A 1197-nucleotide genomic window follows, 5' to 3' on the forward strand; every position below is an offset into this window, starting at 1 on the left:
AGTTCCGGCTTTTCTTGCGGTTGAGGCATGTTGCGCTCCAGAAGATGTGAGGGTTAGTTTGCGCGCAAAATGAAGCAAATCGCTGCCGGTTTCAATCCGCGCCGCGCGCTTTCCGCACAGTTTTGCGCAACTGGACCTAGAGACGGATCACACCTGCATGAACCTGCCTGACATCAACCCGGAATTGCCTGTGCTGATCGCAGGCCCAACTGCTTCGGGAAAATCCGCGCTGGCGCTGGAAATCGCTGCGCGCCAGGGCGGCATCATCGTCAATGCCGATGCCAGCCAGGTTTACGATTGCTGGCGGGTGATCACCGCCCGCCCTTCGGCTGAAGAAGAGGCCGATGCACCGCACGCGCTGTACGGGCACATACCCTATGACGCAGACTATTCCGCCGGCCATTGGCTGCGCGAGGTGATGGAACTGCTGAAAGGGCCCGAGCGGGTGATCATCACCGGCGGCACCGGGCTTTACTTCACCGCCCTGACCGAAGGCATGGTAGACATTCCGGCCACGCCGACGGCAGTGCGGGCCAAAGGCGACAGCCTTCCCCTTGAAGCATTGCTGGCCGAACTGGACTCCAAGACCGCGTCCCGCATCGACCTGCAGAACCGGGCCCGGGTGCAGCGCGCCTGGGAAGTACTGAAGGCCACCGGCCGCCCGCTGGCCAACTGGCAGGACGCGACCCCCGCTCCGGTGCTGCCGCTGTCCGGCTGCACGGCACTGGTGCTGAATTCGGACAAATCCTGGCTGGAGACCCGCATCCGCAAACGCTTTGGCTTGATGCTGGATCAGGGTGCCATGGATGAGATCGAAGCGATGCAGGGCCGCTATGACCCCGCCTTGCCCTCCTGCAAGGCGATCGGCGTTCCGGAACTGATGGCCTATTCCCTGGGCCTGACCACACTGGAAGAGGCAGAAGAACGCGCGGCCATCGCAACCCGCCGGTTCGCCAAGCGTCAGCGCAGCTGGTTCCGTGCCCGCATGAAGGCCTGGCACAGGCGCTGCGCCGCGGTGTGCCGGACTGCCAAGCCTGCAGGTTCCGGCTGCCTGTGCAACGCAATGGCGGCCAGTTCGCAATGGGCCTGAACAGAACGGTGCCAGAGCGGCTCCTGCGCGTTCTGCTCGCGGCTGATGGCTTCGAACAGCGTGGTCAGCCTGGCCTGGTCCTGAAGGCTGGTGAACCGCTTCTGGAC

Annotated in this window: 1 protein-coding gene; it reads left to right on the forward strand. The window is 63.7% G+C overall.

Translation table 11 applies throughout. From position 1 onward, the window contains the following. Positions 1-157: 157 nt before the first annotated feature. Positions 158-1090: a tRNA (adenosine(37)-N6)-dimethylallyltransferase MiaA gene (gene miaA, locus A2I95_RS40130; protein ID WP_291737908.1), complete on the forward strand. Its 933-nt coding sequence runs from the start codon at positions 158-160 to the stop codon at positions 1088-1090. Positions 1091-1197 lie beyond the last annotated feature (107 nt).

It is taken from the genome of Leisingera sp. F5, assembly GCF_001593695.1.